The sequence below is a fragment of the Brevundimonas sp. genome (assembly GCF_032107865.1).
GTDB lineage: Bacteria > Pseudomonadota > Alphaproteobacteria > Caulobacterales > Caulobacteraceae > Brevundimonas.
In genome coordinates this window covers 1-24,291 of record NZ_DAMCNG010000022.1, presented here as the reverse complement: position 1 = coordinate 24,291, position 24,291 = coordinate 1, and the positions used below count along the sequence as shown (strand labels likewise).

Below are 24,291 nucleotides of genomic sequence, written 5' to 3'. Positions count from 1 at the left end.
GGAGGCGCCCGCCGCGCCCGCGGACTGGGCGCCGCACCGCCCCGACCGGCCGGCCAACAAGAAGCGCGTCCCTTTCCGGCTGGAGACCCGCTACCAGCCCGCCGGGGATCAGCCCGCCGCCATCACCGAACTGGTGGCCCAGGCGGACGAGGGCGATCGCGAGCAGGTGCTGCTGGGCGTCACCGGCTCGGGCAAGACCTTCACCATGGCCAAGGTGATCGAACAGACCCAGCGCCCGGCCCTGATCCTGGCCCACAACAAGACGCTGGCGGCCCAGCTCTATTCCGAGTTCAAGGCCTTCTTCCCCGACAATGCGGTCGAGTATTTCGTCAGCTACTACGACTATTACCAGCCCGAGGCCTACGTCCCGCGCACCGACACCTACATCGAGAAGGACTCGTCGATTAACGAGCAGATCGACCGGATGCGCCACTCGGCCACCCGCGCGATTCTGGAACGCGACGACGTCATCGTCGTCGCCTCGGTCAGCTGCATCTACGGCATCGGCTCGGTCGAGACCTACACCGCCATGACCTTCTCCCTGAAGGTCGGCGACACCATCGACGAGGCCAAGCTGCGCGCCGACCTGATCGCCCTGCAGTACAAGCGCAACGACCTGAATTTCGAGCGGGGCATGTTCCGCAAGCGCGGCGACGTGCTGGAGATCTTCCCCGTCCACATGGAGGATCGCGCCTGGCGCATCCAGCTGTTCGGCGACGAGCTGGAGTCCATCCAGGAGTTCGACCCCCTGACCGGCAAGAAGACCGCCGAGCTGGAAGAAGTCACCGTTTACGCCGCCAGCCACTACGTCACCCCGCGCCCGTCGCTCAACCAGGCCATCACCGGCATCAAGGCCGAGCTGAAGGAGACGCTCGACTGGATGGTCGAGAACGGCAAGCTGCTGGAGGCCCAGCGCCTGGAACAGCGCGTCCGCTTCGATCTAGAGATGATGGAGGCCACCGGCTCCTGCGCCGGCATCGAGAACTACAGCCGCTGGCTGACCGGCCGCGCGCCGGGCGAGCCGCCGCCGACCTTCTTCGAATACATCCCCGACAACGCCCTGCTGTTCGTGGACGAGAGCCACGTCACCGTGGGCCAGATCGGCGCCATGTTCCGCGGCGACTACCGCCGCAAGTCGACCTTGGCCGAGTACGGCTTCCGCCTGCCGTCGGCCATTGACAACCGCCCGCTGAAGTTCGAGGAATGGGACGCCATGCGGCCCCAGACCGTCTTCGTCTCGGCCACCCCCGGCGCCTGGGAGCTGGACAAGACCGGCGGCGTCTTCACCGAACAGGTCATCCGCCCCACCGGCCTGATCGACCCCCCGGTCGAGATCCGCCCCGTCTCCGGCGCGACCCGCAACCAGGTCGACGACGTCATCGACGAGGTGAAGGCCACCGCCCGCGCCGGCTACCGCTCCCTGGTCACCACCCTGACCAAGAAGATGGCCGAAGACCTGACGGAATACATGCACGAGCAGGGAGTGCGCGTCCGCTACATGCACTCCGACGTCGACACGCTGGAGCGGATCGAGATCCTGCGCGACCTGCGCCTCGGGTCGTTCGACGTCCTGATCGGCATCAACCTGCTGCGCGAGGGCCTCGACATCCCCGAGTGCGGTCTGGTCGCCATTCTCGACGCGGACAAGGAGGGCTTCCTGCGCTCGGAAACCTCCCTGATCCAGACCATCGGCCGCGCCGCCCGCAACGTCGACGGCCGCGTCATCCTCTACGCCGACCGCATGACCGGCTCGATGGAGCGCGCCATCGCCGAGACCGACCGCCGCCGCGAGAAGCAGCAGGCCTACAACCTCGAACACGGCATCACGCCCGCGACGGTCAAGCGCGACATCAAGGAAATCCTCGACAGCCCCTATGAGTCCCGCGACCTCGATCGCCTGACCCGCCCCGGCGTCGCCGAGGAGGCCAAGCCCTTCATCGGCTCCAACTTCCAGGCCGCCCTCAAGGATCTGGAAGGCCGCATGCGCGAGGCCGCCGCCAACCTCGAGTTCGAGGAAGCCGCCCGCCTGCGCGATGAAATCAAGAAGATGAAGCTCCTCGACCTCGAATTCGCCAACGAGGCCCTGACGGGCGCCGGCGAAGACGTCGACAGGTCAGCGCCGAAACGCTGGCGCAAGGAGGCGGCGGCCGAAAAAGCGGAGGCGTTCAGGAAGGGGCGGTAGGGGCTCGCGACTGTGGCCGCTTCATCCCCGTTTCATGAGGCCCGGTTCATGCGGCTTACGGGCAACATGGCCACGCGGCTGCGAGCTTGGCTGCAAAATCGGATGCGACCTTGCGGCGAAAATGCGGCATGGTGCGTTCAGGAGAGACGCCGATGACCAAGTCCAGCAATGAATCCGACGCCCGCGCCGCCCTGCGCGTGGTCTCCGCGCCGGAAGCCGAGGTCTATGACCTGATGCGCGCGCCCGAAACCACCGCCGAACGGGTCAAGCGCCTGCAGGCCGAAGCCCGAGCCCTGGCGCTGGAACAGGTCGAGGCCCTCGAGGTCGCCCTGTGCAAGGCCGCCGACATGGCCAGGGAGATCGCCGACGGCGGCGACGCCTATCCCGTCGGCGCCCGCGAACTGGCCGCCCGCCTGGTCGCCGACCTGCCCGCCAAGGCCGAGACCATGAAGGCCATCGTGGCGAAGAGTCATCCTTGATCGGCCGCGGTCAGAAGGCTCCGCCTTCTCGACCCGACGCGGCCTGGGCGCTACGCGCCGCGCCTCCCTTCAACGCCGTCATCCTCGGGCTTGACCCGAGGATCCAGTAAGCGCGCCGCTACGACCCCACCACATCCTCGTACTCGGGATGACGCTTCAGCCAAGCGACCGCATAGCTGCAGTGGGGGATCAGGGTCAGCGCCTCGGCGCGGGCATGCTCGGCCAGGGCCTGCATGAAGCGACCCGCCGCGCCCGTGCCGCGCAGGGCCGGATGCGCCTCGACGTGCAGGATGACGCGGGCGTGGCCGCGCACGGCATACTCGGCCCAGACCGGATGCTCGGTCCCGTCCGCGTCTGCGAACAGCTGCTGAAAACGGCGATCGGCCGCATGGTCTTTGAAGGCGGGCACGGCGGCTCCTCCCGAATGAGTCAGTTCAGGCCGGCCGGTCGTTCAGCAGGGCCAGCAGACCCAGAACGCTTTTCACCGTGAACCAGATCGACACCAGCAGCAAAAGAAGTCCGGATACCAGGAGAACCGGAAGGCCGATCAAGAAAGGCGATGTGACGAGGCCGATGATGAACAACACCCACAGAACGGCGCTGATCCAGAACACCGACCAGAACAGCCTGATCTGCGCCTCGACGTGCTGGGCCGCCAGCCCTGTCGCCGAGCCCCGGTTCAAATAGGCCAGCACCAGGCCGACCAACACCAGCAGGTTCGCGCTGGGGATCGACAGGATGTAGAGGATCCACGCCACCACGGCGCCGTCTCGGCCCGCGACCGGCGCGGCGGGGGTCTGATCGCTCATGACGGCGGGCCTTTCAGTAGAAAAGACGACGCGGCTCGGCGATGGCCTGCCCCGTCAGCAAGTCCTTCAGCCCCAGGGCGCCGCGCACGATGGTCCACACGGCCATGACGAACAGGACGAAAACCCCGACGTTGACCAGGATCAGCACCGCGCCGGCGATGATGGCGATCACCGCCGCCAACAGGGTCCGCTGCTGGAAAACGAAGTGGCTGCGCAGCACCGGATCGACCGGCGCAGGCCGACGCCACACGCGCAGAAGTCCGATCGCCGCCGCCGCGCCGAAGGTCGGCGCCGCCAGCAGGATCAGGGCGTAGCCCGCATAGAGACCCGTCAGATCGGCCGAGACCTCGCCGCCGCTGTTGCTGCTGTAATCGCCGGACTGAACCATCGGAACCTCTTGTCAGGCCGGGATGATGGCGGGACGGACGGTCCCGCGCAACCGGCCTCAGCGCGAATAGGCGACTTCGCAGGCGGCGGCGGCCGCATCGGGAATGGCGCCGGGCTTCTCGACCCGCACGACGACGCTCAACACGCGGGGATCGGCCAGGCAGGCGACGGCGGTGCGCTCGGCGAAAGTCTCGATCAGGGCGATGTGCGGCCCCGCCGCCAGCTCGCGCACGATGCGGGCCACGCCGTCGTAATCCAGCGTATCGGCCAGCCGCTCGACCGGGGCGGCGCCCAGGTCCAGTTCGACATCCACCACCAGCGGCTGCAACCGCCCATGCTCATGGTCGTAGAAGCCGATCGAGGCCTCGACCTTCAGGGCGCGGACCATGACCTTCAGGCCCAGGCGGCGCGGCTCGACGGACGGCAGGGGGGTGACGACGGCGCTCAAGACCAGGTCTCCGGCGGCAGAAGATCATTGATGCTGAAATCGGCCCGGTCGCACCAGGCGCCCAGATCCCAAGCCCGCTCCGCCTCGGTCAGGCCGCGTGTCAGGACGGTGTTGGTCGGCGTTTCCTCGATGGCCAGTTCAGCCAGGCGGAAGGGCAGGCCCTCGGCGGCCAGGATGGCCTCCAGCTTGCGCCACAGCGCGATGACCAGAGCCTCGGTCGTCGGATCGCCGTCCACGGTCAGCACCTGATTCAGACGATGCGGCTCATGCTGCTGGAACCAGGCCAGCAGCGGATCGGCGCGGTTCAGCTGGAAGGCATGATCCATGCTGCGGTCGACGAAGCCGTGCCAGCGCGCTTTCAACCGCTCGAACGAGGCCGTGTAATTGGCCCCGCCGAAATCAATCTCCGCCGTCGGCTCCAGCGTCACCGTCACGAACTCATTGTGCCCATGCGGCACGGCGCACTTCGACCCCGCATCGGCGATCAGCCGGTGCGCCATCGAGAAGCGGCGAGTGAAACGGACAGCGGGCATGAAGGTCTCAGGATGAATGGCGGCAGCTAAAGCACCAACCTATCGGCAAATAAAGGTCATGTGACGACGAACGCCCTCAGGCGAATTTTCTCAAGCGAACTCCAGATCACGGTCGCGGCGGGTCAGACCGGCCCCGGCGTCCACCACCAGATTCTGACCGGTCAGGCTGCGCGCCTTCAGGATGAAGGTCAGGGCCGCCGCCAGATCCTCGACCGCCACCGGCCGCTTCAACGGCGTGGCCTCGGCACCCGCCAGATAGTCGGCCTCGGGCCAGCCGGCCGAGGGCAGGGTCAGGCCCGGCGCGATGCCGCAGACCCGGATACGCGGCGCCAGGGCCAAAGCCAGGGCGCCGGTCATATGGGCGATGCCCACACGGCTGACGGTATAGGAGAAGAAGTCGGGGTTCGGCGCCGTGACCTTATAGTCCAGCATATTGACCACCACGCCCTCGTCCCCGTCGGGCAGGCGCTCGGCGAAATCGCGGATCAGGGCCAGGGGCGCCAGAACGTTGACCTCGTGATGGAGGCGCAGATCCGCCTCCTGGAAGGTCTCCAGCTGATCATAGACAAACAGGGAGGCGTTGTTGACCAGCGCCCGCAACGGCCCGAAGGCAAAGGCCTGATCCATCAGGGCGGCGCGCGCCCCGGCGTCTGTCAGCTCGGCCTGAACGGCGACAGCGCGCCGCCCCATGGCCTCGATGGCCTGGACCACGGCCTGCGCGCCTTGCGCATCCGAGCGGTAGTGGACGACGACGTCATAGCCCGCCTGGGCCGCCGCCTTCGCCAGCACCGCCCCGATCCGGCGCGAGGCGGCCGTGACCAGCGCCACGCCCCTTGAAGGGACGTCAGCCGACCTGGAGTCAGTCAACCCGGCCGAACTCGAAGTAGTTGAAGGCGGCGACGACGGCGATGAAGGCGAAGATGGTGGCGATGGCCAGCATGATGGGTCTCCTGTTCCGCCCCCGAATAGGGGCAAGCGCGCCCCTGTTCAAGCCGCCCGGCGACAGCCTATCGTTCCCGCATGGCAAACTGGCGCACCCGCATCGAACCCTTCACCCGGCCGCTGTTCTTCATATGGTCGCGGATGAGCCGGGGAATGACGCTGGGCGTGCGCGGCGCGGCGATCGATGACAAGGGGCGGGTGCTGCTGGTCAAGCATACGTACTTGGAAGGCTGGTGGCTGCCCGGCGGCGGGGTGGACAAGGGCGAGACGACGCAAGCCGCCGTCATCCGCGAGCTCCGCGAAGAAGCCGGACTGATCGTCAGGGGCGAGCCGCGCCTGCTGTCGGCGCACTCCAATGAACGCTTCTTTCCGGGGGATCACGTCCTGGTCTTCCGCATAGACGCCTTCGACCTGACCGAGCGGACCAGTCACGGCGAGATCGCCGAGATCGGCTGGTTTCACCCGAACGCCCTGCCTGAAGACACGACCCGCGCCACCCGCGATCGTCTGGCCGAGATCTTCGGCGGCGCCGCGCCCGATCCGAACTGGTGAGACCGCCGATGCAGCTTCCCATCCTCGCCCTATTGGCCATGATCCTGGGCGGCGCCGCCACCGCCCTGCAGGGACCGACCAATGCGCGGCTGGCCAGCGCCGTGGGGTCGCCGGTCAATGCGGCGCTCGTCTCCTTCTTCGTGGGAACAGTCGCCCTGGCCCTCGTCGCCGTGACGCTGCAGGCCCGGCCGGACGTGCAGGCGATGAAGGCCCTGCCCGCCTGGGCCTGGCTGGGCGGCCTCTATGGCTGCGTCTTCGTGGTGGCCGCCGCCTGGGGCGTGCCCAAGATCGGCGTGGCGCTGACCACACCCTGATGGTGGCGGGCCAGCTGGCGCTGAGCCTGATCCTCGACCATTTCGGCGTCATGGGCGTGCCGCAGCAGCCGATCAGCCTGACCCGCGTCGCCGGCGTGCTGCTGGTGATCGGCGGGGTGCTTCTGGTCCGGCGCGGCTGAGCCTATATCCCGCCTGATGACCGACCCGACGCCCGACATTCCGGAGATGACCGCCCTACCGCTTCAGGCCGCTGAATTGATCGCGGACGAGGCCCGGCGCGCGCCCGACAAGCCCGGCGTCTATCGCATGTACGGCGAGGACGGCGCCTGCCTCTATGTCGGCAAGGCCAAGTCGCTGAAGAAGCGGGTGGTGCAGTATGCGCAAGGGCGGTTCCACACCCAGCGCATCGGCCTGATGGTCAGCCTGACCCGTTCGATGGAGCTGGTGGTCACGGCGTCCGAGACCGAGGCCCTGCTGCTCGAATCCAACTTCATCAAGAAGCTGAAGCCGCGCTTCAACGTCCTGCTGCGCGACGACAAGTCCTTCGCCGAACTGATGATCCGCCGCGATCACCGCGCCCCCCAGGTCAGGAAGCATCGCGGCGCCCATACGATTCCCGGCGACTATTTCGGCCCCTTCGCCTCGACCTGGGCGGTCAACCACACCCTGAACACGCTTCAGAAAGCCTTCCTGCTGCGGTCCTGTTCGGACAGCGTCTATGAGACGCGCACCCGCCCCTGCATGTTGCACCAGATCAAGCGCTGCTCGGCGCCCTGCACCGGTCTGATCTCGCTTGAGGACTATGGCGATCTGGTCACGGAGGCGGAACAGTTCCTGCGCGGCAAGTCGCGCGCCGTCATCGGCCGCCTGTCGCAGGAGATGCAGGCGGCGTCCGACGATCTCGACTTCGAGACCGCCGCCCGCGTGCGCGACCGCATCCGCGCCCTGTCGGCCATTTCGATGGAGAACAGCGTCAACGCCGATGGTGTGGCCGAGGCCGACGTCTTCGCCTTGCACGCCGAGGGCGGTCAGGCCTGCGTCCAGGTCTTCTTCTATCGCGCGGGCCAGAACTGGGGCGGGCGGGCCTATTTCCCGCGCGTGGACAAGAGCGACAGCGACCCGGAAATCCTCGCCGCCTTCCTGGGCCAGTTCTATGAGGACAAACCGGTCCCGCGCCTGATCCTGTCCAATGTCCGCCCGCATGAACTGGAGCTGCTGGAGGAAGCCTTCGGCATGAAGGCCGGGCATAAGGTCGAGATCGCCAAGCCCTTGCGTGGCGGCAAGGCGGGCCTGGTCGACCACGCCCTGACCAACGCCCGCGAGGCGCTGGGCCGCAAACTGGCCGAGAACTCGGCCCAGTCCAAAATTCTCGACGAGGTGTGCGAGGCCTTCGGTCTGGACGCCCGGCCCGAGCGGATCGAGGTCTATGACAACGCCCACATCCAGGGGACCAACGCCGTCGGCGGCATGATCGTCGCGGGGCCGGACGGCTTCCGCAAGAACCAGTACCGCAAGTTCAACATCAAGGGCGAAGACCTGAGCCCCGGCGACGACTACGGCATGATGCGCGAGGTCATGCGCCGCCGCTTCGGCAAGCTGGTGAAGGACGAGGAGGCGGGCGAGGCGGTCGAACGCCCCGACCTGCTGCTGATCGACGGCGGGGCGGGCCAGTTGGCCGAGGTTCTGGCCGTCATGGCCGATCTGGGCGTCGACGACATCGCCGTGGTCGGCGTGGCCAAGGGACCGGATCGCGACGCAGGGCTGGAGAAGTTCTTCATGCCGGGCAAGGCGCCCTTCATGCTGCCGCTGAAAAGCCCCGCTCTCTACTACCTGCAACGGCTGCGGGACGAGGCGCACCGCTTCGCCAACGGCGCCCACGCCAAGCGCCGCTCGATGGACATCAAGAAGAACCCGCTGGACGAGATCGAGGGCGTCGGGCCGGGGCGCAAGAAGGCCCTGCTGCACGCCTTCGGCTCAGCCAAGAGCGTCGGACGGGCCTCGGTCGCCGATCTGGTCAAGGTGGAGGGCGTCAGCCAGGCCCTAGCCGAACGCATCCACGGCTTCTTTCACAAGTCATGAACGGCGAAGATTTCGGGTTGAGCGACCAACCGTCGCGGGTCTAGAAAACGCTTCATGACCAACGAATTGACCAAGGGCTATCACCGTTTCCGCCAGAATCGGTGGCCGTCCGAACGCGCCGAATACGAAGCCCTGGCCGCCAACGGTCAGAAGCCGCACACCCTGGTCGTGGCCTGTTCCGACAGCCGCGCCGATCCGGCCCTGATCTTCGACACGGCGCCGGGCGAACTGTTCGTCGTGCGCAACGTCGCCAATCTGGTCCCCCCCTATCAGCCCGACGGCAAGCTGCACGGCGTCTCGGCGGCGCTGGAGTTCGGCGTCAATGTGCTGAAGGTCAAACACGTCGTCGTGATGGGCCACGCCTCATGCGGCGGGGTGAACGCCATGCTGAACGGCGCGCCCGCCAATTGTCAGGACTTCGTCGCCCCCTGGGTCGAGCAGGCCGCCCCCAGCGTGCGCCGCGCGGTCGAGGCCCTGCCCGCCGAACAGGTCGAGTGCGCCGCCGAGGAGGCCGTGGTGCGCCTGTCGCTGGACAATCTGCGCACCTTCCCCTGGATCGCAGAAAAGGAAGCGGCGGGCGAACTGAAGCTCAGCGGCCTGCACTTCGGCATCGCGCTCGGCATCCTGTCCAAGCTGACGGGACCGGGGCGGTTCGAGCGGCTGGACTGAGCACGCCGTCCTCGCCTCTGGCCTCGCCTCTTGTCGCGAACCGTGGCACACCCGGCGTGTTGCAACGGAAGACGTCATGGCCCCTGCCTACAAAGCCATCCCTAACATCCTGACCAGCCTGCGGCTGGCGGCCGGGATCGTCATGTTCCTGCTGCTGGCGGGCGCGACCAGCGGCTTTCCCTTCGTCTCGGCTTGGCTGAGCCCCGACGACCAGTTCGCCATGTATCGCACGGGATTCTGGATCTTCGTCATCGCCGCCTCGACGGATTGGATCGACGGTTATCTGGCCCGCCGCTGGAAAGCGGAGACGCGCTGGGGCGCCATCCTGGACCCGATCGCCGACAAGATCCTGGTCACCGGCGCCGTGCTGGGCGTGCTGACGAGCGGCTCGGTGCAGCAGATCATCATCCCCTGCGGCCTGATCCTGTTCCGCGAGTTCGCGGTCTCGGCCCTGCGCGAGACCATGGCCGGGCGTATCAACCTGCCCGTCACCCTGGCCGCCAAGTGGAAGACGACGCTGCAGATGGTGGCCCTGGGCTGCCAGCTGTTCGCCCGCAACTGGGACGGCTGGGGCCTGCCGTTCGACTATCTGCCCCATTTCCAGCTGTTCTCGGACGCCCTGATCTGGCTCGCCGCCCTCGTCACCCTGTGGACCGGCTGGCAGTATTTCAGCGCCGCCCAGAAGCAGATGCGGGATCTGTAAATCCTTCTCCCCTTGCGGGAGAAGGTGGGCGCCGAAGGCGCTCGGATGAGGGGTGTGAGCGCGACGTCATGAAAAAGGGCGCAGGCTGCGGAGGTTGAACTTCAACCGGCGGCGCCAGCACCCCTCATCCGTCAGGCTCCGCCTGCCACCTTCTCCCACAAGGGGAGAAGGTCGTCAGAGCGTCTTTTCGAGCACCACGAACTCCAGCTCGCGTGTGCGCGGCAGGCCGAAGCGTTCGTCATCCATCGGGAAGGGCCGGGTCTCGCCGGTCAGGCGATAGCCGCGCCGCTCATACCAGGCGATCAGTTCGGCGCGCTGACGGATGACGGTCATCTCCATGCGCGTCGCGCCGAAGCGGGCGGCGGCTTCGGCCTCGGCGGCCTCAATGAGCAGGCGGCCGAGACCGCCCGCCTGGCGCGCCGGATCGACGGTCAGCAGGCCGAGATAGGCCAGGCCCTCGCCCTGATCCGCCACCTGGACGCAGCCGGTCAAAACGCCCTCGACCTCGGCCAGCAGAATCACCCGCGACGCATCTGTCAGGATATCGCGCAGCTCCGCTTCATCCGTGCGCTGGCCGCCCAGCAGGTCGGCTTCATGGGTCCAGCCGGCCTTGGCGCTGTCGCCGCGATAGGCGCTTTCGATCAGGCGGTGCAGCGCCGGAACATCGTCCGGCGCGGCGGGACGGAAGGTCGCTTCGCTCACTGGACGCCCAGCTCCTGGATCAGGTGATCCATGCCGTAGACGTCGCGCAGGGCCGTGGTCACGGCCTGGGTGGTGACGATGACGCTGCGGTTGACGTTGCGGTCATAGCCATAGGCGTTGCGCTGGGTCAGGACGGTGGAGTCGAAGTTGGCGCCGATGATCTCGCCCTTGGCGTTGACGGCGGGCGAGCCCGACGAGCCGCCGATAGTGTCGGACGAGACGGCCATGTTCATCACCGCGTTGGGGTCGATGCGGTCCTTGGCGGCCAGCAGCCTGGGCGCGACGTTGAAGGGCTCGGCGCCCGTCGCGCGGTCCCACAGGCCGGCGAAGGTGGTGAAGGCGCCGATGCGCTGGCCCGGAACGTCCGTGCCCTCGACCCGGCCGTAGGTCAGGCGCAGGGTGCCGGTGGCGTCCGGATAAACGGCGTCGCCGAAGGCGGCGAAGCGCGCGGCGGCCAGTTGCTCGGACGCGCGGTCGGTCGGCGCCTTGACCTTGTTGTCCCACTCGGTGCGCACGGCGCGGGCGTCGGCGTCGATGGCCAGGACGTACTGGATCAGCGGATCGGTCGAGGCCTGGACGGCGGGCAGGCCGCCTTCCCACAGGGCGCGGCGCACGGCGGGATCGGCCAGCTTGGTGCCTTCGATCAGGCGCGCCGACAGGGCCTCGGGGCTTTCCTTGCCCAGCAGGGTGCGGGCGTAGGGACTGTCGACCGTCAGCCATTCGCGGGTCTTGGACAGCCACCACTCCAGACGGATCTGCTCCAGTTCCGGATAGGTCGGACGCTCGGCGAAGAGGCCGGACTGGAGGCCGGGCAGACGGCTATCGGCGTATTCGGACAGGCGCTGATCCGACGGCTTGGCGCGTTCCTGAGCGCCGCGCACGATGACCCGCGCCCACTGGAACAGGGGCGAACCGCCCGCGACCGAAGTCGTACCCATGCCCGTGCCGCCTTCCAGCAGGGCCATCGGAGCATAGAGCTCGCGGGCGATCGGCTGAACTTCGGCCAGGGCGGCCCAGGGATCGCCGACCTCAGCCGACAGGGCTTCATTCTCGGCGACGCGACGATGGAAGACGGTCTCCTGTCCGGCCAACTGGTCCATGAAGGCCGGATCGATCAGGGCGGCCATGCGACCGCGACCGCGCTTGTAGGTGTTCTCGACGCCGACGATCGGGTCCATGGCGATGAAGGCCTGTTCCTCGCCCTCTTCCGAATAGCGGATCAGACGGCCGCGCAGCTCCGAGGCGATCAGCTGGTCCAGAGGCAGCACCACGTCGCGAATGGTCATCAACTGGGCCTGGGTCAGCAGGCGCTGGGTCGAGCCGGGGTTGCCGGTGACGAAGACGGGCTCGCCCTCGGTCGGCTTGTTCGGGTTCCAGGTGAAGTGGGTCGGGGTCGTGGCGGGCTTGCCGTCCTCGTACAGGCGAATGAAGGCCGCATCGATGGCGAAGCGCGGGAAGGAGAAGTTGTCCAGGTCGCCGCCGAAGGTCGCGGCGCGGTCTTCCGGCGCCCAGGCCAGACGCACGTCGGAGTATTTGCGGAACTTGTAGAGCTTGAACTGACCGCCGCGATACAGGCTGACGACCTGGCAGCGGATCTTGGGATCAGAGCCGCAGGCTTCGGTTTCGATGCGCCCGGCCTCGGCCTCGCGGGCCTGGGTATAGGCCTGGCCGTCCAGGCCCTCGCCCGCCTTCTGCACGCGCTGGGTCACGTCGGTGATGTCGGTCAGGATTTCGGCCGAACCGCCGGGGCATTTCAGCTCTTCCTCGCGGCTCTTGGGCGTGAAGCCGGTCTCGGCGTATTGCAGTTGCGGCGTGGACAGGTTGGCGACGCAGGTGGCGACGCAGTGGTTGTTGGTCATCACCAACCCCTCGGCCGAGATGACGCCCGCCGAACAGCCGCCGAACTTCACCGAGGACTGGCGCACGCGGTCCAGCCAGGCCTGATCGATGCTCGTGCCCAGGGTCTGATTGGCGCGGGCGATGGGGAAGTTGTCATAGGTCCACATGCCCTCCTCCGCCTTGGCCGAAGACGCGGCGGCGAAGGCCAGGACGGCGGCCGAGGCGAAGAGTATCGGGGTGTAGGTGGTGCGCATGAGACATCCTCGACGTCGCGGCCCCGGTTATCGCCGAAGCCCTGTTTCAGCCTCCTGGAAACCGAGGCCGTCTTGCGATCAGTCTGAACAGAACCTGGGCGGAAACCGCAACCCCTGCCGAGCGCATTCACAGCGCGCGTTCGCGGGTCTAGATTCGGCGAATGACGAAACGGGACGGGATTGACGCCATGTCTGACGACTTCCCCCAGGGCGTGGTGCACGTCGCCGGAAAAGACATGCAGGCGCGGCTGTCCTCCGACGCCGAGACCCTGGCCCTGTGGCGGGGCCTGACGCCGCTGGGCCGCAATGAGTTCATCTGCTGGGTCGAAGACGCCAAACAGGCCGCCACCCGCGAGAAACGGATCGAGCGCGCAGTCGAGGAACTGCGCGAAGGCAAGCGGCGGCCCTGTTGCTGGGCAGGCTGCATCCACCGCACCGACAAGACGCCCAGTCGCTGGCAGCAGGCGGTGCTCGTCGAGAAAAGCCGGGGCAAGCCGCAGTAGTCCTGAACGGGCAAAGAAAAAGGGGGCACCCGACGGCGCCCCTCAAATCCCGGACCTAAATCCGACAGGCTTAGCGACGCACGCCCAGTTCGCGCAGCAGGCGCGGCTGGTTGTAGACGGTGCGCAGGGCCTCGGTGACGGCGGCGGTCGAGACCGACACCGTGCGGTTCAGCTCGCCGTCATAGCCGAACGAGCCGCCCAGCGAGTGGATGTTGCCGTCGAAGGCGGCGCCGATCACTTCACCCTTGGCGTTGATCACCGGCGAGCCGGAGTTGCCGCCGATGATGTCGTTGGTCGAGACGAAGTCATAGACGACGTCCTTGTTGATCCGCTCCTGCGCCGCGACGAAACGCTCGGAAGCGTTGAACGGCTCGGCGCCGGTGGCGCGCTCGTACAGGCCGCCCATGTGGGTGAAGGACGGCACGGTCACGCCGCGATAGGTCCAGCCCTTCACCTGACCGTAGGACAGGCGAAGCGAGAAGGTCGCGTCGGGGTACAGGTTGTCGCCATAGACGGCGAAGCGGGCCTGGGCGACCTTTTCGGCGGCGCGGGCGGTCGGGGCGTTGACCCCGGCGTCCCACTGGGTGCGAACGGCCTGGGCGGCGGTGTCGTTGGCCAGGACGAAGGCGATCATCGGGTCGCCCGAGGCGGCCAGTTGCTCCGGCGTCATGGCCAGGGCCTCGGCGCGGAAGGTCGGGTCGATCAGGCGGCTCTGCGACAGGCGGGCGGCGATGACTTCCGGGCTTTCAGAACCCAGCATGGCCTTCACCTCGGCGCTGTCGACCGTCAGATATTCGCGGGTCTTCAGCATCCAGTGCGACAGCTGGATCTCCTCGACGCCGACCGGGATCGGCGCTTCCGAGGCCAGGCGACGGCCCAGGGCGGCGATGTCGCTGTCGGCGTAGCCGGCGCGGCGCTCAGCGACCGGCTTGGCGCGTTCCTTGGAGGCACGGACGATGGCGCGGGCGTAGGAATAGAGGGTCGAACCGCCGCCGGCGTTCGCCTCAAGCTGGCGATAGGGCAGGTAGAGGTCGCGGGCCGTGACCTGCACCTTTTCCAGATCGGCCCACGGGTCGCCGATGCGCTCGGCCACGGCCGGGTCGGCGGCGACGCGCTGACGCAGTTCAGCCTCTTCCTGGCGCTTCTTGCCCATGAAGGTCGGGTCGGTCAGGGCGCCCTGCTGGCCGTAATAGACCTTGAAGCTGTTCTCCAGGCCGAAGATCGGGTCGAGAGCGACGCGCTTCTCTTCCTCGCCGGTCGTCGAATATTCGACCAGGCGGCCACGCAGTTCGGCGCTCTGGATCAGGGTGATCGGGATCTGCTGGTCGCGCAGACGCTCCAGCTGGCTGATCGTCAGCAGGCGCGAGGTCGAACCGGGGTTGCCCGCCACAAAGGTGACTTCGCCGTCGACCGGGGCGTTGGGGTTCCACTTCAGGTGGTTCGGGCTGGAGACCGGCTTGCCGTCCTCATAGGCGCGCAGAAAGGCGGCATCGAGGGCGTAGCGCGGGAAGTTGAAGTTGTCCGGGTCGCCGCCGAAGAAGGCCGCCTGAAACTCCGGCGCGAAGGCCAGGCGCACGTCTTCATACTTGCGGAACTTGTAGAGGGCGTATTTACCGCCGCGATAGAAGCTGATGACCTGGCAGGTCAGCTTGCGGTCGTCGCCGCAGGCTTCCTTCTGGATGGCGTCGATCTCGGCCGAGCGGGCGGCGACGAAGGCCGCGCCTTCAAGGCCGGAACCGGCGCCCAGGACGCGATCGGTCACGTCGGTGATGTCGGTCAGGACTTCCGCCGTCTGACCGGGGCAGGTCTTCTCTTCCTCGCGCGTGGCGGGCATCCAGCCGTTCTTGACGTAGTCGTTCTGGGCCGTGGACAGATCCTGGACGCAGGAAATGACGCAGTGGTGGTTGGTCAGGATCAGGCCTTCGCCCGACACGAACGACGCCGAGCAGCCCTGCAGGCGCACGGCGGCGTTGCGGACGCGGTCCAGCCACGACTGGTCGATGCGCGTGCCATAGGTATCGTTCACCGTCTGGATCGGGAAGTTGTCGAAGGTCCACATGCCCTCGTCGGCGCGCGCGGCCGAAGCGGGGGCGTTGACCACCACGGCGGCCATGCCGAGGGCGGCCAGGGAAGCCGTGAACGAAAGAGTGCGGCGAAGCGACATGGGCGTCTCCGAATAGGCGGGACACCACGCCACGCCTTGCTGTTGCGCGTCACTAGCCTTGCCGAGGCCGCTTCCTCAACCCCCGTAACAAATCCGGTCGCGCCAGCCTTACCCCGATTTAACTTGGCCCCGGGCCGGGGCGCGGTCAGATAACAGCGCAAGTCAGGGGAATAAGAACGCGTCATGTCGCTCGCGCTATCCACGCTGCTCTTTGAGTGGCGCCGCTATATGGCCGCCGTCATGGCGCTGGCCCTTTCGGGTCTGCTCGTGCTGGCCATGACCGGGGTTTTCATCGGTATCGGCAAGGGTTTCACCGCCGCCATCGAGCGCTCGAGCGCTGATATCTTCATCATGCAGCCGGGCGCCAAGGCGCTGTTCAGCGGCCCGATGGGAATGCCGCGTCGCTTCGTGCCCCTGGCCTACAACCACCCCGAGGTGGTCGAGGTGAAGACGCTCGACATGTCGGGGGGCAATTTCCAGAACATCAAGGACGTCGACCCGACGATGTCGGCCGCGGACCGCGCCAAACAGGGCGCGCCCAAGCAGAAGAGCGTCCTGGTCAACATCATCGACACGGCGCCCGGCTCGGTCACCATCCCGCGCGACTATTCCGAGGAACTGGTCGAAGCCCTTCGCCAGCCCTTCACCGTGGCGGTGGACGAGACGGCGCTGACGCCGCTGGGCGTCAAACTGGGCGACAAGGCTCTGTTCAACGGCCAGACCGTGACCGTGGTCGGGGTGCTGCGCGGCTATCCCAACATGATGCAGCCGACCATCGTCATGTCGCGTGACAGCCTGCGGATGCTGGGCGAGGCCTTCGAAGGCCCGCGCGTCGGCCCGCTGATGCTCCGCATCAAAGACCCAGCCCGCGCCGAACACGTGGTGGCTCAGTTGAACGCCATGGGCAACGGCCAGTGGAAGGCCTGGACCCGCCAGCAACTGGCCGACGCCAACGCCGGCGCCATGTTCGAGGAAGGCATACTGGTCATCATCATCGGCGGCTGCGTGGTGCTGGGCATCATCATTGGCGTGGCCATCACCTGGCAGACCCTGCGCGGCGCCATCATGGCCAACATCAAGGAGTTCGCTTCGCTGCGCGCCCTAGGCGTGGGCATGGGCTCCTTGCGCCGCATCGTCATGGAGCTGAGCTTCTGGGTCGGGATGGTGGGGGTCGGCGCGGCCATCCTGCTGACCTGGCTGCTGTCGCTGTTCGCCCTGTCCAACGCCGTCATCATCTCCATGCCCCTCAGCCTGCTGCTCGTGGTCGGCGGCGGCCTGATCGGCATCTCCATGCTGTCAGGGTTCCTGTCGATGGGCATCCTCAAGAAGAGCCAACCTGCGGACCTGCTGCGATGAACGACCTGTCACTCGGACACACCAAGGTCCACGGCAAGCACGGCGAGTTCGCCCTGGAGGCCAAGGGACTGACCAAGCGGTTCAAGTCCGGCCGCTCCTTCGTCGAAGTGCTGAAGGGCGTGAATTTCGACGCCCGCCACGGCGACCTGACCATGGTCATGGGGCCGTCGGGCTCGGGCAAGTCGACGCTGATCGCCGCCCTGTCCGGCCTGCTGCGGCCCGAAGAAGGGCGCGTCGACGCGCTGGACGTGGACGACCTGTGGAAGCTGCCGGCCGGCCGGATCGACAAATTCCGCCTGGATCACTGCGGCTTCATCTTCCAGGGCTTCAACCTGTTTCCGGCGCTGACCGCCCTGCAGCAGGTGACGACGGTGCTCAAATATCAGGGCCTGTCGCCGGATAAGGCCAGGAAGCGCGCGACCCTGGCGCTGGAGGAGGTCGGCCTCGGCCATCGCCTGCATCAACGCCCGGCGGCCCTGTCCGGCGGCGAGAAACAGCGCGTCGCCATCGCCCGCGCCCTGGCCAAGGATCCGCAGATCCTGTTCGCCGACGAACCGACCTCGGCCCTGGACGGCGAGAACGGCCAGATCGTGATCCGCCTGTTGCGACGGGCGGCGACCGAGCACGGCGCCGCCGTCATCTGCGTGACCCACGACCCGCGCCTGGAAGCCTGGGCCGACCGGGTCATCCACATCGAAGACGGCGTGATCATCGACGATCAGCGCCGAACCCCCAATCCCGACGCCGCCCTGGCCTCGCACTGACACCGATCCTTTGAGGACTCACATGCCCGCATTTCTGAAAAACAAATGGCTCTGGATCGGCCTGGCGCTGCTGATCGTGCTGATCGTCGGCTTCAGCATGGTGCAGAAGGCCGGCGCCGCCAAGAAGGCCGAACTGGCCCAGGCCGCCGAAAAGAAGGTCGAAAGCCCCTACTCCGCCATCGCCAACGGCAAGATCGACATTGAGGGCGGCATCATCCAGATCGCAGCCCGTCGCGGCGGCGTGGTGCGCGACGTCCTGGTCCAGGAAGGCGACCTGGTGAAGGCCGGTCAGATCCTGGCCCGCCAGGAAGACGACGAACCGCGCCTGGCGCTGCAGACCGCCTCGGCCACCCTGGGCGAAGCCGAAAGCCAGCTGCGCCTGATCAACGTCGATATCGCCACGGCCCAGCGCGAGTATGATCGCCTGCAGAAGCTGGTCGCCACCAACTTCGTCGCCGCCCAGCGTCTGGACCAGGCTCGCGACGCCATCGCCCAGGCCCAGGCCCGCCTCGGCTCGCAGCAGTCGGCGGTGCAGAGCGCCCGCGCCCGCCGCGACGAAGCCGCCTACAACGTCGAGATGACGGTCATCCGCGCCCCCGCCGACGGCCGCATCGTGCGTCGCTACGCCAACCCCGGCGCCGGCGCCTCGACCCTGAACGTGTCGAACATGTTCGATCTGGAGCCGGACGCCCCGCGCATCGCCCGCGCCGAAATCGTCGAGGCCGACATCCCCAACGTCACAGTCGATCAGGCCGTCGAGATCACCCCTGAAGGCGATCCGTCCAAGGTCTATGTCGGCAAGGTGCTGCGCCGCGCCGCCGTCTTCGGCGCCCGCAAGCTGGCTTCTGACGACCCCTCGCAACGCACCGACGAGCGCGTGGTCGAGGTGGTGGTCGCCGTCGATGAAGCCCCGCTGCTGATCGGCCAGCGCGTCCTGGTGAAGTTCATGAAGCCGGGCGAAACGGCCGGCGCCAAACGCGAGACCGCCTCGACCGGCGTGCCCGCTGCCCGCGCCATGAAGACGCCGGCGCGCTCTTAAGGGAGAGCAAGCCGCATAAGGAAAAGGGGCCTCGCAGGGGGCCCCTTTTTGTTTGCGCCTACTCTCCCGCTCATCCCGGCGTCCGCCGGGGTGAACCGGGATTCAGCGTCCCGTAAACTCGCCGCTCCGCTTTTCCAGCACCGCCGTCACGCCCTCGATGTGGTCGTCGGTCAGGTGAGCCAGGGCCTGCATGGCGGCGGACAACTCCAGCATCTGGTCGAAATTCATGTCGCGACCCTGGCGCAGCAGGGTCTTGGCCATGCGCAGCGCCTGGGGCGGTTGGGCGGCGATCTGACCGGCCGTCTCCATCGCCTCGTCCATCAGGGCCTCATGCGGAACGACGCGGTTGACCAGACCCCATTTCTCGGCCGTCTCGGCGTCTATCGAGCGGGCCGTGAACAGCAGTTCGGCGGCGCGGTTGTAGCCGATGTTCCGTGGCAGCAGCCACGAGCCGCCGTCGCCGGGAATGATGCCCAGTTTCATGAAGGGCACGCCGAAGCTGGCGCGGTCCGAGGCGATGCGGATGTCGCCCAGCCCGGCGATGTCGCAGCCCAGCCCCATAGCCGGGCCGTTGACAGCGCTGACCAGCGGAACCTCCAGCCCATAGAGGGCGCGCACGATGCGATGGACGACGCGGCGATAGCGTTCGCGGATGGCGGCGCCCGATCCCTCGAACAGATCGCGGCGGTCCTTCATCGCCTTCAGGTCGCCGCCCGCCGAGAAGGCGCGCCCGGCCCCCGTCATCACCACGCAGCGGATCGAGGGGTCGGCGTTGGCCGCGTCGCAGGCGGCGGCGAAGGCCTCGCCGTCCTCCAGATCCGGCAGGGCGTTCAGGCGATCGGGCCGATCCATGGTCCAGACCATGACCGCGCCTCTGCGCTCTTCGACGATCAGACCCATGCCGCGCTTCCTCTTCACCAATGGAGACTCGGGTGTCGGCCAGGGCGCGGCGAGATGGCAAGGGCGGAATTGAAAAACCCCGGTCGTTCTGACCGGGGCTTCTGGCTGGATCATCCAGTCTCGCGACTACGCGCGCGGCCGTTTGATCGTTATGGGCACGAAGTTGGACGGATGGCTGACCACGCGGTCGCCTGCGCCGTTCATCTGCTTCGTATTCACCAGCATCCCGCCGAATAGGGCGAAGGACAGCATGGCGTGCTGGAGATTGCGCTCTTTGTTTTCGTTCATTTTTGGCGTCTCCTTTCGCTGAACGATGAAAGAAGACACGTCGTGCTTATTGGGACTCTCACCCTGTCAGTCGTTTCGCGTCGAGGCTGAAGATAGCGAAGCTGTGGAAAAAGTCAAGAATTATAGTCCGTTCTCGGACTCATTGTAGCGATAGCGTCACGAATCATGACCGAAGCCCCCGCCCCTCGCCCGCCGCGCCCCGTCGCCAGCCCATGCGTCATGGTCTGCACCGTCGACGGCGCGTCCGGCCTGTGCCTGGGTTGTTTCCGCACGCTTCAGGAGATCGCGACCTGGAGCCGGATGACGGACGAGGCCCGCGCCGCCGTCATGACCGACCTGCCGGGCCGCAAGGGGCGGATCGATCCCCGCCTGCTGGGCGAATGAAGACCCTGTCTCGTCAACCTTTCGTTCGCCACGTCGCTTCACCGCATGGGAAGACCAAGACGGCATAGTCCGCTTCATGATCCGCTTTGACCCGCGCTCCGCTGTTGTCTTCGCCGCCGCCCTGGCGTCGGCGTCTGCCTGCATCGGCGCCCTGATGTGGTGGGAAGGCCCAGCCCAGGCCTACGCCGCCGTGGCCCTGAAAGAGGCGCCGTCGGTGACGCGCGCGGCCGACGGCCACTATTGGGCCGAGGCGACCGTCGAGGGACGGCCCATGCGGATGCTGGTCGACACCGGCGCCAGCGTGGTGACGCTGAGCCGCGCCGACGCCGAACGGCTGGGCGTGCGGCTAACACCGCATGACTTCAATCAAACGCTGAACACCGCCTCGGGTCAGGTGCCCGCCGCGCGGGTGTTGCTGACCTCCCTGTCGGTGGCGGGGGTCGAGATGACCTCGGTCGAGGCCCTGGTGGTCGATCGCGACATGCCCGCAGCCCTGCTGGGCATGAGCTTCCTGGGCCGGCTTTCAGCCTTCGAGGCGCGGCCCGATGGCCTGATCCTGAGGGGCTGAGCGCGTCTCAGCCGCGCCGGCCGAAGGGCACGACCTTATTGTCCCGGTCATGGCCGATGTCGGCGCCGCCCAGATAGGGTATCCCCGACCGCACGCACCAGTACCGCACGATCTCTTCCGCCGTCAGGCCGAAGTCGGGATCGTTGGCGGTGACGTCCGACACCCGGCCCAGACGGATGCCCGCAACCCGGCGGATCGAGGCCTGGCCGGTCAGATGGAACATCATCCGATCGACGCGATAGAGCGCCTCTGACACCTCTTCCAGCATCAGGACGTGACCGGTCAGGTCCGGCTCGATCGCCGTGCCGACCAGTTCATTGAGGATGGTCAGGTTGAAGCCGACGGCGGGTCGGGCGTCGGTCAGCAGGGACGGCTCCAGCGAGGTCGGATCACCCGCCCTCAGCCAGTTCACCGCCCGCAGCCCCGTAGCGTCATGGCGCGATCCGTCCGAAGCCATCGGCCCGTGCGCCACATGGGGAAAGCCCGCGCGATACAGCGCCGCCAACAGGCTGCCCGCATCGGAATAGCCGAGGTAACGCTTGGCATAGGCGTGGACGGTCAGTTCCGGGATCACCGCCTCGGCGATGCGGCAGGCGCCGTAACCGCCGCGCGCGAACCAAACGGCGTCGATGTCGGGATCGTTGGCGGTCTCGACGAAGGCGCGGGCGCGGGTGGCGTCATCGCCGCCGAAATGGCCGTGCACCTCGAACAGAGCCGGATGCAGCACCAGTTCGACCTCGCCGTTCGGCCAGGTCGCCGCCGCCCAGGCCCGGATCGCCTCGCCCCGCACGGGGTCCAGGCGGGAGCTGGCGTTGACGACGCCGATTCGGAACGGTCTGGTCTGCATGGACGGGGTGGCCTCGGGCGTCTTGCGTGCTAGTCAGATCGACCTTCCCCGGTTTCCCGCATTGAAATCAAGCCGATGAACAAAGACTACTTCTTCTGCGGCGTCGGCGGCTCCGGCATGCTGCCCCTGGCCATGATCGTTCAGGCGCAGGGGAACCGCATCTCGGGCTCCGACCGCGCCCTGGATCAGGGCCGCACGCCCGAGAAGTTCGACTGGCTGCGCGCCCACGGCGTGACCCTGCACCCGCAGGACGGCTCGGGCGTGATCAGCGCGGATCAGGTGGTCGTCGCCACCGGCGCCGTCGAGGACACCGTACCCGACATCGGCGCGGCCAGGCGCGTCGGCGCCCTCATCAAGACCCGGCCCCAGCTGCTCAGCGAACTGTTCAACGCGGCCCCGACTTCGATCGGCGTGGCGGGCACCAGCGGCAAGTCCACCATCACCGGCATGACCGCCTGGATCCTGGATCAGGCGGGCCGCGCGCCGACCGTGGTCAACGGCGCGGTGATGAAGAATTTCGCCACGCCCAACCACCCGTTCGCCAGCGCCCTGATCGGCGACCCCGATCTGTTCGTCGCCGAGGTGGACGAGAGCGACGGCTCCATCGCCCGCTATGACCCGACCGTGGCGGTCGTCTCCAACATCTCGCTGGACCACAAGTCGATGGAGGAGTTGCGCGACCTGTTCGGCGGCTTCGTCGGCCGGGCGACGACAGCGGTGCTGAACCTCGACAATCCCGAAACGGCCGCGCTGGCCCAGACGCTTGAAACCGGCAAGGCGATCACCTTCGCGCTGGGCGAGGAAGAGGCCGACCTGTCGGCGCATGATCTGCAACCGCTGCCCACCGGCATGACCTTCGAACTGCGCGTGCGCGGCGAGGCGGCGCGTGTCGCGCGGCTGAACGTGCCGGGCGCGCACAATGTCGCCAACGCCCTGGCAGCGCTGGGGGCGGCCAAGGCCTTGGGCGTGGACATGGATCAGGCGGTCGCGGCGCTGGAGACCTTCAGCGGCATCCGGCGACGGCTTGAAGTGGTGGGCGCGCAAAACGGCGTCACCGTCATCGACGACTTCGCCCACAACCCGGACAAGATCGCCGCCACCCTAAAGACCCTGCACGCCTTTGACGGGCGGTTGCTGATCCTGTTCCAGCCGCACGGCTTCGGCCCGTTGAAGCTGATGAAGGACGAGTTCGTCGAAGGCTTCGCCGGTCTGATGCGCTCCGTCGACGTGCTGCTGATGCCCGAGCCGGTCTATTACGGCGGCACCACCGACCGCAGCGTCGGCAGCGAGGACATTGCGGCGGGCGTGCGCGCGGCGGGCCGTCAGGCGCAGGCCCTGGCCACCCGCGCCGACTGCGGCGATCGCATCGTCGAGATCGCCCGCCCCGGCGACCGGGTCGTGGTGATGGGCGCACGCGACGACAGCCTGTCGACCTTCGCGGCCGAACTGCTGGCGCGCTTCTGATCATCCGTTTTCGGATGATCTGTCAGATTAGCCTTGCAAAACATTCACTTCCGGCAAAGCGCCTGTTAAGCGCCCTGGCCTAACCCTGCTCTCGCAAGAAGCAGGAGACGGCTGGAAATGGCCAGGATCGGAGACTTCGTGGACGCCTCGGCGCCCATGGCGCCGGACGCGCCGGGGGCCGACGCCCTGGCCCGTTTCGAGGCCGAGCCCGAGACTCTGGTCATCGCCGTGGCCGACGCCGATGGACGGCCCGTCGGCCTGATCGAGCGCAACGCCTTCACCCTGAAGCTGGCCGCCGAGTTCGGCCGCGCCCTCTACGCCCGGCGCCCGGTCTCGGCGCTGATGGACCCGGCGCCCATGATCGTCGAGGCCGACGCCTCGGCCGACGTGCTGTTCGCCTCGATGGACACGGCGGGGCTGGGCGCCCTGCTGAAGGGGTTCGTCGTCGTCTCGCGCGGCCGCTATGTCGGGGTCGGCGCCGGGCTGCATGTCCTTCAGGCCGGGGTGGCGATCCACAAGCGCCGCGCCGAGGCCATGGCTGAACTGGCCCAGAACCTGGTCCGGGCCGAGGCCGAAGCCCGCGCCTCCAGCCGGGCCAAGTCCGAATTCCTGGCCGTGATGAGCCATGAAATCCGCACGCCCCTGAACGGCGTGCTGGGGGTGGCCGCCCTGATGGAGCGGCAACTGACGCAGGAGGATCTGCGCCCCCACGTCCGCACCATACTGGACTCTGGAAACAGCCTGCTGCGCCTGCTGACGGACGCGCTGGACATGTCGCGGGCCGAGGCGGGGATGCTGACGCTGGAGCCGGCGCCGCTGGACCTTCATGCGATGACGGCGGACCTGTCGGCCCTGTGGAGCCCCCGCGCCGAAGAGAAGGCGCTGGACCTGCGCGTCCATGGCGATCTGCGCGCCGCGCGCTGGATCGTCGGCGACGAGATGCGGCTGAAGCAACTGCTGAACAATCTGATCGGCAACGCCCTGAAGTTCACGCAAGGCGGCGCCGTCGAGGTGCGGCTGGACACGGCGCTGGAAGGCGGACAGGTGCGCCTGTCGGCCACGGTCGACGACAGCGGCCCCGGCGTCAGCGACGACGCCGCGCGCGCCATCTTCGAGCCGTTCAACACCGGCGACGCGGGTCGCCAGGGCGCCGGCGCGGGG

27 protein-coding genes and 1 pseudogene are annotated in these 24,291 nt (G+C 67.6%); 15 read left to right on the top strand and 13 right to left on the bottom strand.

Going from position 1 to position 24,291, the window contains the following annotated elements; all coding sequences use genetic code 11:
• The coding region (gene uvrB, locus RT567_RS03870) for an excinuclease ABC subunit UvrB (protein ID WP_313574423.1) at positions 1–2,182 on the top strand (2,182 nt) is incomplete at its 5' end.
• A 152-nt stretch (positions 2,183–2,334) separates the two neighbouring features.
• Complete coding sequence (locus tag RT567_RS03865) at positions 2,335–2,661, top strand: hypothetical protein (protein ID WP_313574422.1); 327 nt, start codon at positions 2,335–2,337, stop codon at positions 2,659–2,661.
• 118 nt (positions 2,662–2,779) lie between these two features.
• On the opposite strand, the gene RT567_RS03860 is transcribed toward RT567_RS03865, so the two are convergent.
• The 7 genes from RT567_RS03860 to RT567_RS03830 form a co-directional block, all read right to left on the bottom strand.
• Positions 2,780–3,070 carry a GNAT family N-acetyltransferase gene (locus tag RT567_RS03860; protein ID WP_313574420.1) on the bottom strand — a complete coding sequence of 97 codons (291 nt, stop codon included), beginning with the start codon at positions 3,068–3,070 and terminating at the stop codon, positions 2,780–2,782.
• 25 nt (positions 3,071–3,095) lie between these two features.
• Positions 3,096–3,470, bottom strand: a complete 375-nt coding sequence (locus RT567_RS03855; protein ID WP_313574419.1) for a hypothetical protein — start codon at positions 3,468–3,470, stop codon at positions 3,096–3,098.
• Positions 3,471–3,483: 13 nt separating this feature from the next.
• On the bottom strand, positions 3,484–3,858 hold the full coding sequence (locus tag RT567_RS03850) for a serine/threonine protein kinase (RefSeq protein WP_313574417.1): 375 nt from the start codon (positions 3,856–3,858) through the stop codon (positions 3,484–3,486).
• Positions 3,859–3,915: 57 nt separating this feature from the next.
• The gene (folB, locus tag RT567_RS03845) at positions 3,916–4,305 is read right to left on the bottom strand and encodes a dihydroneopterin aldolase (protein ID WP_269298733.1); all 390 of its coding nucleotides are present in this window, start codon (positions 4,303–4,305) and stop codon (positions 3,916–3,918) included.
• Positions 4,302–4,838, bottom strand: coding sequence for a 6-carboxytetrahydropterin synthase (locus RT567_RS03840; protein WP_313574415.1), 537 nt, complete (start codon positions 4,836–4,838; stop codon positions 4,302–4,304). The genes folB and RT567_RS03840 overlap by 4 nt, the downstream gene beginning before the upstream one ends.
• Before the next feature lie 90 nt (positions 4,839–4,928).
• Entirely contained in the window at positions 4,929–5,666 is a 738-nt protein-coding gene (locus RT567_RS03835) for an SDR family oxidoreductase (protein ID WP_313574413.1), read from the bottom strand.
• Between the two features lie 31 nt (positions 5,667–5,697).
• The gene (locus RT567_RS03830) at positions 5,698–5,829 is read right to left on the bottom strand and encodes a hypothetical protein (protein ID WP_003166112.1); all 132 of its coding nucleotides are present in this window, start codon (positions 5,827–5,829) and stop codon (positions 5,698–5,700) included.
• Between the two features lie 29 nt (positions 5,830–5,858).
• Between RT567_RS03830 and RT567_RS03825 the strand changes: the two genes are divergently transcribed.
• The 5 genes and pseudogenes from RT567_RS03825 (at position 5,859) to pgsA (ending at position 10,058) form a co-directional block, all read left to right on the top strand.
• Positions 5,859–6,332 carry an NUDIX domain-containing protein gene (locus RT567_RS03825; RefSeq protein ID WP_313574411.1) on the top strand — a complete coding sequence of 158 codons (474 nt, stop codon included), beginning with the start codon at positions 5,859–5,861 and terminating at the stop codon, positions 6,330–6,332.
• Positions 6,333–6,340: 8 nt separating this feature from the next.
• A pseudogene (locus RT567_RS03820) lies at positions 6,341–6,786 on the top strand (DMT family transporter).
• A 16-nt stretch (positions 6,787–6,802) separates the two neighbouring features.
• Positions 6,803–8,686: an excinuclease ABC subunit UvrC gene (uvrC, locus tag RT567_RS03815; protein ID WP_313574410.1), complete on the top strand. Its 1,884-nt coding sequence runs from the start codon at positions 6,803–6,805 to the stop codon at positions 8,684–8,686.
• A gap of 54 nt (positions 8,687–8,740) precedes the next feature.
• Entirely contained in the window at positions 8,741–9,355 is a 615-nt protein-coding gene (locus RT567_RS03810) for a carbonic anhydrase (RefSeq protein ID WP_087138988.1), read from the top strand.
• Positions 9,356–9,431: 76 nt separating this feature from the next.
• Positions 9,432–10,058, top strand: coding sequence for a CDP-diacylglycerol--glycerol-3-phosphate 3-phosphatidyltransferase (gene pgsA / locus RT567_RS03805; protein WP_313574407.1), 627 nt, complete (start codon positions 9,432–9,434; stop codon positions 10,056–10,058).
• 174 nt (positions 10,059–10,232) lie between these two features.
• Here the strand turns inward: pgsA and RT567_RS03800 are convergent, their stop codons facing one another.
• Together RT567_RS03800 and RT567_RS03795 are read right to left on the bottom strand one after the other, a co-directional pair.
• Positions 10,233–10,760: a GNAT family N-acetyltransferase gene (locus RT567_RS03800; RefSeq protein WP_313574406.1), complete on the bottom strand. Its 528-nt coding sequence runs from the start codon at positions 10,758–10,760 to the stop codon at positions 10,233–10,235.
• Positions 10,757–12,853, bottom strand: a complete 2,097-nt coding sequence (locus RT567_RS03795) for a S46 family peptidase (RefSeq protein WP_313574404.1) — start codon at positions 12,851–12,853, stop codon at positions 10,757–10,759. The genes RT567_RS03800 and RT567_RS03795 overlap by 4 nt, the downstream gene beginning before the upstream one ends.
• A gap of 188 nt (positions 12,854–13,041) precedes the next feature.
• On the opposite strand from RT567_RS03795, the gene RT567_RS03790 reads away from it, so the two are divergent.
• A complete protein-coding gene (locus RT567_RS03790) occupies positions 13,042–13,356 on the top strand; it encodes a YdeI/OmpD-associated family protein (RefSeq protein ID WP_313574402.1) in 315 nt (104 codons plus the stop codon).
• Between the two features lie 70 nt (positions 13,357–13,426).
• Here RT567_RS03790 and RT567_RS03785 read toward each other — a convergent pair whose 3' ends face one another.
• Positions 13,427–15,520: a S46 family peptidase gene (locus RT567_RS03785; RefSeq protein WP_313574400.1), complete on the bottom strand. Its 2,094-nt coding sequence runs from the start codon at positions 15,518–15,520 to the stop codon at positions 13,427–13,429.
• Between the two features lie 183 nt (positions 15,521–15,703).
• Here RT567_RS03785 and RT567_RS03780 point away from each other — a divergent pair, with 183 nt between their 5' ends.
• From RT567_RS03780 to RT567_RS03770, 3 genes are read left to right on the top strand one after another with little or no spacing between them, the layout of a single operon-like run.
• The gene (locus RT567_RS03780) at positions 15,704–16,876 is read left to right on the top strand and encodes an ABC transporter permease (RefSeq protein WP_313574399.1); all 1,173 of its coding nucleotides are present in this window, start codon (positions 15,704–15,706) and stop codon (positions 16,874–16,876) included.
• On the top strand, positions 16,873–17,640 hold the full coding sequence (locus RT567_RS03775; protein ID WP_313574397.1) for an ABC transporter ATP-binding protein: 768 nt from the start codon (positions 16,873–16,875) through the stop codon (positions 17,638–17,640). The genes RT567_RS03780 and RT567_RS03775 overlap by 4 nt, the downstream gene beginning before the upstream one ends.
• Before the next feature lie 22 nt (positions 17,641–17,662).
• Complete coding sequence (locus RT567_RS03770; protein WP_313574395.1) at positions 17,663–18,679, top strand: efflux RND transporter periplasmic adaptor subunit; 1,017 nt, start codon at positions 17,663–17,665, stop codon at positions 18,677–18,679.
• A 102-nt stretch (positions 18,680–18,781) separates the two neighbouring features.
• Here the strand turns inward: RT567_RS03770 and RT567_RS03765 are convergent, their stop codons facing one another.
• Both RT567_RS03765 and RT567_RS03760 read right to left on the bottom strand, forming a co-directional pair.
• Entirely contained in the window at positions 18,782–19,579 is a 798-nt protein-coding gene (locus RT567_RS03765) for a crotonase/enoyl-CoA hydratase family protein (RefSeq protein WP_313574393.1), read from the bottom strand.
• Between the two features lie 126 nt (positions 19,580–19,705).
• Positions 19,706–19,867 (bottom strand): hypothetical protein, encoded by a 162-nt coding sequence (locus tag RT567_RS03760; protein ID WP_162938831.1) that lies wholly within the window; start codon positions 19,865–19,867, stop codon positions 19,706–19,708.
• A gap of 165 nt (positions 19,868–20,032) precedes the next feature.
• On the opposite strand from RT567_RS03760, the gene RT567_RS03755 reads away from it, so the two are divergent.
• Together RT567_RS03755 and RT567_RS03750 are read left to right on the top strand one after the other, a co-directional pair.
• A complete protein-coding gene (locus RT567_RS03755; protein ID WP_046652252.1) occupies positions 20,033–20,251 on the top strand; it encodes a DUF1289 domain-containing protein in 219 nt (72 codons plus the stop codon).
• 76 nt (positions 20,252–20,327) lie between these two features.
• A complete protein-coding gene (locus RT567_RS03750) occupies positions 20,328–20,819 on the top strand; it encodes a TIGR02281 family clan AA aspartic protease (RefSeq protein ID WP_313574392.1) in 492 nt (163 codons plus the stop codon).
• Between the two features lie 7 nt (positions 20,820–20,826).
• On the opposite strand, the gene RT567_RS03745 is transcribed toward RT567_RS03750, so the two are convergent.
• On the bottom strand, positions 20,827–21,666 hold the full coding sequence (locus RT567_RS03745; protein ID WP_313574390.1) for an LD-carboxypeptidase: 840 nt from the start codon (positions 21,664–21,666) through the stop codon (positions 20,827–20,829).
• A gap of 75 nt (positions 21,667–21,741) precedes the next feature.
• Here RT567_RS03745 and murC point away from each other — a divergent pair, with 75 nt between their 5' ends.
• Positions 21,742–23,130, top strand: coding sequence for a glutamate ligase domain-containing protein (murC, locus tag RT567_RS03740; RefSeq protein WP_313574388.1), 1,389 nt, complete (start codon positions 21,742–21,744; stop codon positions 23,128–23,130).
• Positions 23,131–23,247: 117 nt separating this feature from the next.
• A partial coding sequence (locus RT567_RS03735; RefSeq protein WP_313574386.1) for a sensor histidine kinase occupies positions 23,248–24,291 on the top strand: 1,044 nt, incomplete at its 3' end.

What these genes read in the sequence shown, in the direction of transcription:
- RT567_RS03795 (WP_313574404.1), bottom strand. Translation starts at nt 12,853, where the DNA reads ATGCGCACCACCTACACCCCGATACTCTTCGCCTCGGCCGCCGTCCTG.
- RT567_RS03855 (WP_313574419.1), bottom strand. Translation starts at nt 3,470, where the DNA reads ATGAGCGATCAGACCCCCGCCGCGCCGGTCGCGGGCCGAGACGGCGCC.
- murC (WP_313574388.1), top strand. Translation starts at nt 21,742, where the DNA reads ATGAACAAAGACTACTTCTTCTGCGGCGTCGGCGGCTCCGGCATGCTG.
- RT567_RS03840 (WP_313574415.1), bottom strand. Translation starts at nt 4,838, where the DNA reads ATGCCCGCTGTCCGTTTCACTCGCCGCTTCTCGATGGCGCACCGGCTG.
- RT567_RS03785 (WP_313574400.1), bottom strand. Translation starts at nt 15,520, where the DNA reads ATGTCGCTTCGCCGCACTCTTTCGTTCACGGCTTCCCTGGCCGCCCTC.
- RT567_RS03810 (WP_087138988.1), top strand. Translation starts at nt 8,741, where the DNA reads ATGACCAACGAATTGACCAAGGGCTATCACCGTTTCCGCCAGAATCGG.
- uvrC (WP_313574410.1), top strand. Translation starts at nt 6,803, where the DNA reads ATGACCGACCCGACGCCCGACATTCCGGAGATGACCGCCCTACCGCTT.
- RT567_RS03745 (WP_313574390.1), bottom strand. Translation starts at nt 21,666, where the DNA reads ATGCAGACCAGACCGTTCCGAATCGGCGTCGTCAACGCCAGCTCCCGC.
- RT567_RS03850 (WP_313574417.1), bottom strand. Translation starts at nt 3,858, where the DNA reads ATGGTTCAGTCCGGCGATTACAGCAGCAACAGCGGCGGCGAGGTCTCG.
- pgsA (WP_313574407.1), top strand. Translation starts at nt 9,432, where the DNA reads ATGGCCCCTGCCTACAAAGCCATCCCTAACATCCTGACCAGCCTGCGG.
- RT567_RS03750 (WP_313574392.1), top strand. Translation starts at nt 20,328, where the DNA reads ATGATCCGCTTTGACCCGCGCTCCGCTGTTGTCTTCGCCGCCGCCCTG.
- RT567_RS03865 (WP_313574422.1), top strand. Translation starts at nt 2,335, where the DNA reads ATGACCAAGTCCAGCAATGAATCCGACGCCCGCGCCGCCCTGCGCGTG.
- RT567_RS03790 (WP_313574402.1), top strand. Translation starts at nt 13,042, where the DNA reads ATGTCTGACGACTTCCCCCAGGGCGTGGTGCACGTCGCCGGAAAAGAC.
- RT567_RS03755 (WP_046652252.1), top strand. Translation starts at nt 20,033, where the DNA reads ATGACCGAAGCCCCCGCCCCTCGCCCGCCGCGCCCCGTCGCCAGCCCA.
- RT567_RS03780 (WP_313574399.1), top strand. Translation starts at nt 15,704, where the DNA reads ATGTCGCTCGCGCTATCCACGCTGCTCTTTGAGTGGCGCCGCTATATG.
- RT567_RS03770 (WP_313574395.1), top strand. Translation starts at nt 17,663, where the DNA reads ATGCCCGCATTTCTGAAAAACAAATGGCTCTGGATCGGCCTGGCGCTG.
- RT567_RS03765 (WP_313574393.1), bottom strand. Translation starts at nt 19,579, where the DNA reads ATGGGTCTGATCGTCGAAGAGCGCAGAGGCGCGGTCATGGTCTGGACC.
- RT567_RS03825 (WP_313574411.1), top strand. Translation starts at nt 5,859, where the DNA reads ATGGCAAACTGGCGCACCCGCATCGAACCCTTCACCCGGCCGCTGTTC.
- RT567_RS03760 (WP_162938831.1), bottom strand. Translation starts at nt 19,867, where the DNA reads ATGAACGAAAACAAAGAGCGCAATCTCCAGCACGCCATGCTGTCCTTC.
- RT567_RS03775 (WP_313574397.1), top strand. Translation starts at nt 16,873, where the DNA reads ATGAACGACCTGTCACTCGGACACACCAAGGTCCACGGCAAGCACGGC.